The 7,430-nt window shown below is 65.8% G+C and carries 5 protein-coding genes and 1 riboswitch; of the genes, 1 reads left to right on the plus strand and 4 read right to left on the minus strand.

All coding sequences use genetic code 11. The annotated features are described in order from the left end of the window. Positions 1-13: 13 nt before the first annotated feature. The 4 genes from rpmA to LQ144_RS15740 form a co-directional block, all read right to left on the minus strand. On the minus strand, positions 14-277 hold the full coding sequence (gene rpmA / locus LQ144_RS15725) for a 50S ribosomal protein L27 (RefSeq protein WP_003803426.1): 264 nt from the start codon (positions 275-277) through the stop codon (positions 14-16). Positions 278-337: 60 nt separating this feature from the next. Then, complete coding sequence (rplU, locus tag LQ144_RS15730) at positions 338-646, minus strand: 50S ribosomal protein L21 (RefSeq protein ID WP_230119644.1); 309 nt, start codon at positions 644-646, stop codon at positions 338-340. Between the two features lie 329 nt (positions 647-975). Further along, positions 976-2,529, minus strand: coding sequence for a bifunctional hydroxymethylpyrimidine kinase/phosphomethylpyrimidine kinase (gene thiD, locus LQ144_RS15735; RefSeq protein WP_230119639.1), 1,554 nt, complete (start codon positions 2,527-2,529; stop codon positions 976-978). Further along, positions 2,512-2,609: riboswitch (TPP riboswitch) on the minus strand. (Overlaps the previous gene by 18 nt.) Positions 2,610-2,687: 78 nt before the next feature. After that, a complete protein-coding gene (locus LQ144_RS15740; protein ID WP_230119640.1) occupies positions 2,688-6,089 on the minus strand; it encodes an Rne/Rng family ribonuclease in 3,402 nt (1,133 codons plus the stop codon). 465 nt (positions 6,090-6,554) lie between these two features. Between LQ144_RS15740 and LQ144_RS15745 the strand changes: the two genes are divergently transcribed. Continuing rightward, entirely contained in the window at positions 6,555-7,238 is a 684-nt protein-coding gene (locus LQ144_RS15745) for a vitamin K epoxide reductase family protein (RefSeq protein WP_230119641.1), read from the plus strand. The last annotated feature ends 192 nt before the right edge of the window (positions 7,239-7,430 follow it).

A 7,430-nucleotide genomic window follows, 5' to 3' on the forward strand; every position in this document is an offset into this window, starting at 1 on the left:
TCAGATCCTGTTGTTACTCTGCAGCTGCAGCAGCAACGATGTTCACGACTCGACGGCCGCGGCGGGTGCCGAATTCGACAGCGCCGGCCTGCAGTGCGAACAGGGTGTCGTCGCCGCCACGGCCAACGCCTGCGCCGGGGTGGAAGTGGGTTCCACGCTGGCGGACGATGATCTCGCCTGCGGAAACTACCTGGCCGCCGAAGCGCTTGACGCCGAGGTACTGGGCGTTGGAGTCACGACCGTTGCGAGTGGAGCTCGCGCCTTTTTTATGTGCCATTTGGAATGCCTGCCTTTAAATTCTGGGGAATCTGCTGAAAACCTGAACAGTAACCAGTGGTTACTTGATACCGGTGATCTTGACCTTGGTCAGTTCCTGACGGTGACCCTGGCGCTTCTTGTAACCGGTCTTGTTCTTGAACTTCTGGATGACGATCTTCGGACCACGAAGGTCCTCAAGGATCTCAGCCGTAACAGTTACCTTGGCCAGGTCCGCAGCTGCGGAGGTGACCTTGTCACCGTCTACCAGGAGCAGTGCGGGCAGCTCAATGGTGCTGCCAGCTCCACCGGCGACGCGGTTCAGGGTAACGAAGTCTCCAACGGAAACCTTCTCTTGGCGGCCGCCTGCGCGGACAATCGCGTACACCACTTGGGAACTCACTTCTCTCGACGTTTATTACTAAATTTGCGTGCGGAACCTGGGTCCAATTGTTTGGCCTGGCTCTCGCTGTGCCTCAACGCCGTGGATTCCCCGGGGGAACCCGTGAGCTATCCCAAGAACAATTCCGATTGGATCGTTCCGGGGTCATAACCCAAGTGTTGGCGTAAGCACCGAAGATCTAGACTACGCTAATTTCGCCTTCGGCCGCAAATGAGGCTGGTTTCGGCGGGCTGTCCGTGATAGGCGCCACAAGGGCTGCCGCACCGCCTGCCGTAACCGTGCGCATCTATCGTACCGGCTGCCGCGCCCGCCGCCACTCAGCCGTGGCGGCGTGGCGCGTCGAAGAAATCCACTTCGTAGCGGCAGGACTGCCGGAAGGCCGTGAGCATCTGGGTGCGTTCCCAGTCAGACGCCGCGCGCCCGGCGGCATCGGTGATCCCGATGGCCTGCCGGGTGGCCGCGGCGAAGTCCTCGTCGGCGTAGGTGCGCAGCCACTCCGCGTACGGATGCTCTTCCGGGGCGCCCGCCGCCGCAAATTCGGCGTGGAGGCTCGCCCCGACGTCGGCATAGAGCCAGAAGCACGGAAGCACCGCCGCCACCAGCACGGCATAGCTTCCGGATGCCGACGCAGCCAGCAGGTGGTCCACATATGCCTTGGTGACCGGGCCCAGCTCCGCCCGCACCCTCCGGGTGCTGAGCCAGCTGCGGTGCAGCTCCGACTCGACTTCGAGGCACTGCTGCGCGGAACGCGCCCAAAAGAGCTGCTCGGCCTCGGTGGGGGCAAGGGCGCTGGCCCGCGCCAGGACGCGTGAATACCCGTTGAGGTAGATGGCATCCTGGGCGAGGTAGTACGCAAACTCGTTTTCCGACAGGGTGCCTTCCACCAGGCCGCGGATGAAGCCCAGGCCGTAGATCGCTTCCAGGTCGGGTGCGGCTTCGGCGTGGAGCATCCCGGCATAGCTGCCTTCGCCCGCCACCGTCAGGTGGTGGAAGTGGTGGACAGGTCCGTTACCGTGCCCCACGTCGAGCCTCCCGGACGTGCGGAGGGCCCCCTCAAGCCACGGCTTGACGGTACGCAAGGACAGCTCCCAGTCCCCTAAGCGCGCCTGCACCGTAGCCATGGCTGAGGACAGCGAGCACCCTGTGCCGTGGCTGTTGCGCGTCGGAACCCGCTCGCCGTCCACCACCACGACGTCAGCCGACAGCACACCACCGGTGTTCACGAGGGCGTCCGGGCAATCAGCACCGTCCAGATGCCCTCCCTTGACCAGGACTGTAGCCCCGGTTTCGGCCGACAACCGTTTTCCCTGCTCGAGCGCGTCGGACCAGGTGGCGGCTTCCGGTTCCCCGAGCAGCATGCCCAGCTCGGCAAGGTTGGGCGTGATCAGGTCGGCCAGCGGCAGAAGTGCCCGAAGTGCAGACTCGGCGGACTCCCGCAGGAGCCGGTCCCCGCTCGTTGCCACCATGACCGGGTCAAGAACCACGACGCCGGGACGGACCTTCTCCAGCCAGCTGCGGACCGCGGTGATCACCTTTTCGTCGCCCAGCATGCCGATCTTCACGGCGTCCACAGTGATGTCGTCGCTGACCGCTGACAGCTGCGCGGTGAGGAAATCCGCCGGCGGAACGTGGACGGCACTGACGCCGCGGGTGTTCTGCGCGGTCAGCGCCGTGATGGCGGCCATTCCATAGCCTCCGTTGGCCGCGATGCTCTTCAGGTCCGCCTGGACGCCGGCGCCTCCTGAAGGGTCCGAGCCGGCGATCGCCAAGACCCGGGGAATGTCCCGGCCGGTGCGCGGGGAGAATTTGAAGGCGGCAACGGAGGAATCAACCGCGGGAGGCAGGACAGATGCTGAGGACAAAGGAGACATCCCTTCGCCGGTGCTAACCGGTCAGGTTCAACGGGTTTGGATCTCAGCCGGCACTTTGCTCGGCACCCCGTGTCAGTCCCCCAGCCTAGCGGCTTACTCCCAAAACCCAACGGGCCGGTGCTGCGATTGCAGCACCGGCCCGTTGGAAGGGGGTCGACTCAGAGCTCAGACGCGGGTACGCCTACGCCAAGAATGATCGGCTCGCTGGCCGGCTTGGCGGCAGCCACCTTCTCCGCTTCCGGAGCCTTGGCCTCATGCGAGTGTCCGGCCACTGCTGCCGGCGCCGTCTCATGGTGTTCCACGGACGTCTCGTTGGCTGCGCCCTGCGCACGGCTTGCGCTGCGGTTCCGGCGCGGACGTCGGGCCCGGGTCTGCACGGCCGAGTGATCCGCGAACCGGTCGGCGTCGTTCTCCGCAACCGCCGGAGCGGGACTCGCCCCGGTTCGCGCCGGGGCAGCTACCGCAGTGGCAGGGCCGGCTGCAGCCGGATCAACAACAGCAGGTACCGGGGCCGCCGTCGGCTCCTCCGCAGCGGGAGCAGCAGGCTCGCCAAGGTGTGCGAAGGCTTCCTCAAGCCGGTCCAGGGTCAGGGCAGGCGTTTCGGATGCCAGCTCGTCGGCGTGCTCGACGAAGGGAAGCACCACCTTCTCGCCTCCGAACGTCAGCACGGCGCCGGGACGGCCGGAAATGCTTTCCGTCTCCGGGCTGCGGTGCACTGCCGGGCTCTCCGGAGCGGAGGCCGCCGGCACGGGAGCAGGCCGCGCCGCATCGCCGGAGACACCGTGGTGGGCGGCATCCTCATGCAGGTGGGCTGCGTGTGCCGCTGCCGCTATGTTGGCGAGGGCCGCCCGGGTGGCTTCGGCCTTGGCATGGCGCTCGGCCTCGTTTGGCTCGTGATGGACAGCGGCGGGAGCAGTAGGCGCGGACTCGGCCGGAACCTGGCCGCCCTTACCGCGGCGGCGGCTCTTTCGCTCCGGGCGCACGGCGGGCTGGTGCTCCGCCCGAGGGATGTGGTGCTCGGCGGCAACGACATTGGCCCGGCGGTGCTCGACCGGCTCGTCGTGGGTGACGATGCCGCGGCCGGCGCACGCCTCGCACTGCTCGCCGAAGACTTCCAGCAGCCCGGTGCCCATCCGTTTGCGCGTCATCTGCACGAGTCCCAGCGAGGTCACCTCCGCGACCTGGTGCTTGGTCCGGTCGCGGCCGAGGCACTCAACCATGCGGCGCAGCACGAGGTCGCGGTTGGATTCGAGCACCATGTCGATGAAGTCGATCACGATGATGCCGCCGATGTCGCGGAGTCGGAGCTGCCGGACGACTTCCTCGGCCGCCTCCAGGTTGTTCTTGGTGACCGTCTCTTCCAGGTTGCCGCCGCTGCCGGTGAACTTGCCGGTGTTGACGTCAACCACGGTCATGGCTTCGGTGCGGTCAATCACGAGGGAACCGCCGGACGGCAGGAACACCTTGCGGTCCAGCGCCTTGTGGATCTGCTCGTCGATCCGCCACGCCGCGAAGATGTCGGTGTCCTTGGTCCACTTCTCCAGCCGGCCCACCAGGTCGGGTGCCACATAGGTGACGTAGGCCTCGATGGTGTCCCACGCTTCCTCGCCGGAAACGATCAGCTTCGAGAAGTCCTCGTTGAAGACGTCACGGACCACCTTGATCGTCAGGTCCGGTTCGCCGTAGAGCAGTTCCGGGGCGAGGACCTTCGTGGAGCTGGACTGGCTCTCGATGCCCTCCCACTGCGCCCGGAGGCGGTTGATGTCGTGGGTGAGCTCTTCCTCGGACGCACCTTCGGCCGCGGTCCGGACGATCACGCCGGCATTTTCCGGCAGGCGGTCCTTGAGGATGCGCTTGAGGCGGTTGCGTTCGACGTCGGGCAGCTTGCGGGAGATGCCCGTCATGGAGCCGCCGGGCACGTACACAAGGTAGCGTCCGGGCAGGGAGATCTGACTGGTGAGGCGTGCGCCCTTGTGGCCCACGGGATCCTTGGTGACCTGGACCAGGACGGCATCCCCGGACTTCAGGGCGTTCTCGATCCGGCGCTGCTTGCCTTCGAGGTTGACGGCCTCCCAGTTCACTTCACCGGCGTAGAGCACGGCGTTGCGGCCGCGTCCAATGTCGACGAAGGCGGCTTCCATGGACGGCAGCACGTTCTGGACCTTGCCCAGGTAGACGTTGCCGATGAGGGAGTCCTGCTGCGTCTTGGACACGAAGTGCTCGGCCAGCACGCCGTCTTCGAGGACGCCGATCTGGATTCTGTCGTCGCGCTGGCGCACGATCATTTGGCGGTCCACGGATTCGCGGCGGGCAAGGAACTCGGCCTCTGTGATGACGGTGCGGCGGCGGCCGGTGTCGCGGGATTCGCGGCGGCGCTGCTTCTTCGCTTCCAGCCTGGTGGAGCCCTTGACGCTGGTTACGCGGTTGTTGACGGCGGGTTCACTGGGGACACGTGGAGCGCGGACACGGGTCACGGTGTTGGGGGGATCGTCATCTCCCCCGCCGGTGAGCTCAAGGTCCTGGTCACCGCGGCGGCGGCGGCGGCGCCGGCGTGAGGTCACGCCTTCTTCGGGCTGGCCGGCGTTCTCTTCGTCGGTGTCGTCGGCTGCGTCGGCTCCTTCGGAGTCGCCTTCGGCGTCGTCGCGGTCGGTGATTTCACTGCGGTTCCGGCCGCGGCGTCCGCGGCTGCGACGGCGGCGGCGTCCGCCGTCGTCCTCCAGGTCACCGTCCTCGCCGCTTTCGGCGTCAGTTTCCTCCGCTGCAGCGGGCGCCGCTGCGGGGCGGATCACTGTGTTCAGGTCAGGAGCCTGGAAAATGATCGATGTGACCGACGCGGGCTCCAGGAAGAGCGAACCGGCAGGAGCGGCCTGCGACGGTGCCTCCTCGGCCTCTGCGGCCTCGGCTTCCGGGGTCGCCGCGGCGGCTGCAGCCTCAGCCTGTATTTCCGTGACGGGTGTTTCTTCAACCCGTGTTTCGGACGCCGGAGCTTCGGCCGCGGCGGCGGGTTCAGCCGCCGCTTCCGCGGTCTGAGGGGCGACGGTCTCGGGTTCCACGGCCTTGGGTTTGGTGGCGCGGCGGCGGCGCACCGGCTTCACCTCGGCGGCAGGTTCCTCAGTGGCGGATTCGACGGCGGCAGCTTCGGCGGGAGGGGAGACTGCACCGCCCGGAAGCGTTGCGTCTGCGCCCGTGACCTCCGCGGCGCCTGTGTCAGCACCTGCATCGCCGGCGAAGGCGGGCAAGGGCTCGTCGGCAACCTTCTTGCGGGAGCGCGTGCGCCGCACCGGGGCCTTGGCCTCGGCAACGGCAGCTTCCACTGCCGCCACTTCGGCATGCGCGGCATCTGCCGGGTCCGACACAGCGGGCTCAGCCGACAGTGCGGGTTCAGCCAGGGCGGGCTCCTGCAGTTCCGGTTCCGGCAGCGAGAGCGGGGCTTCCGGTTCCTTTACCTTCGGCGCTGCCTTGCGCCTGGTTCGGGTGGCCTTCTTGGGAGCCTCCGCGGCTACTGCTTCTGCACTGGCAGCCGGTTCTTCGTTAACGGCTATTACCTGGTCATTATCCATATGTGGCAACACTCCTGCCCCTGACATGCCGCCACATCCGGCACCCGTTGGGGCACATATTGTCAAAACCCGCGGGCGTTGACAGAAGTCAATTGGATACCCTCAGGTTCGCACCGGCAGTGGGGTGCGGCAGCCCTGAAAGGCCGGCGGGAATGCTACTGGAACCCGTTGTTTCTGCAATCCACAACTAGGTGCCGTCCAATGGAATGCGGGAGGCCGGATTTCCGAATCCGGAGCCTGCACTGCTTCTCATTGGCGGTCTTGGGAACAAGCCACCGGACCGGAACTCGAATGTGGTTCGCGCTCCAGCCACGTTCATTCTCTCACACCACCGTACAAAAACGCCGTAATTATGTGACAAAGGCGGTCAAGGGACCCGCGGACGGCTGGCTGCCCCAAGCTTGCACCCAGTTCGCGGCGATACAATCTGGGCAGGAGCACCCCCAGACAAAGGACGCCAGCCCCATGCCCAGCATTTCGTCTTCCACCGGCACGGATTCCGGACACGCTTACGCCGACGAATCCGGACGAACTCCGGCGACTGCCGGCACCTCTCTGCCGGCCATGACCCGTGACCGTCCCTTCGGGTGGCTGCTGGTCATCACCGGCATCGTGGGGTGGCTCGCGTCGGGCACCCTGGTGCTGGAGAAACTTGAGGTGCTCAAGGACCCCAACCACACCACCGTCTGCGATGTGAATCCCTGGATCTCCTGCGGCCAGGTGATGCAGACTCCCCAAAGTTCGGTCTTCGGCTTTCCCAACATGTTCATCGGCATCGTCGCCTTCGCTGTCACCATCACGGTAGGGATGGCGCTGCTGGCAGGGGCGAAGTTTGCACGGTGGTACTGGCTCGGGCTGCAGGCCGGCATCACGCTGGGTTTCATCTTTGTAGTGTGGCTGTGGTCCCAGGCACTGTACGTGATCCACATACTCTGCCCGTTCTGCATGGTGGTCTGGGCAGCCATGATTCCGCTGTTCGTCTGGGTGACGGTACGCAATATTGTCCAGGGCGTGATCCCGGTGCCTGCCGGGGTGGCCAGGATCCTCGGCGACGCCGGGTGGATCATCACTGCGCTGCTTTACGTGGCGGTCATCGCGACGATCTTCTTCGCCTTCATCCAGGTGTTCGTCGGAACCTCCGGCTTCTAACCCTCCCCCTGCCGTCAAGCGCGAGCGAACACTTGAGGCCCCTGCTTCACAAGGCGGTTTCTAGGGGTCGTTGCAACACCTGTTGGTTAGGTGGTTAGTAGTAAAGCACGTAAACGCTCGGCTGGGGTTTCCCAGCCGAGCGTTTTACGTGGCCGGCCGTTGAGTTTCTGAGCGACGAGTTCGAGGTCTTCG

Origin of the sequence: Arthrobacter sp. Bi83 (genome assembly GCF_918698095.1) — a bacterium.
GTDB lineage: Bacteria > Actinomycetota > Actinomycetes > Actinomycetales > Micrococcaceae > Arthrobacter.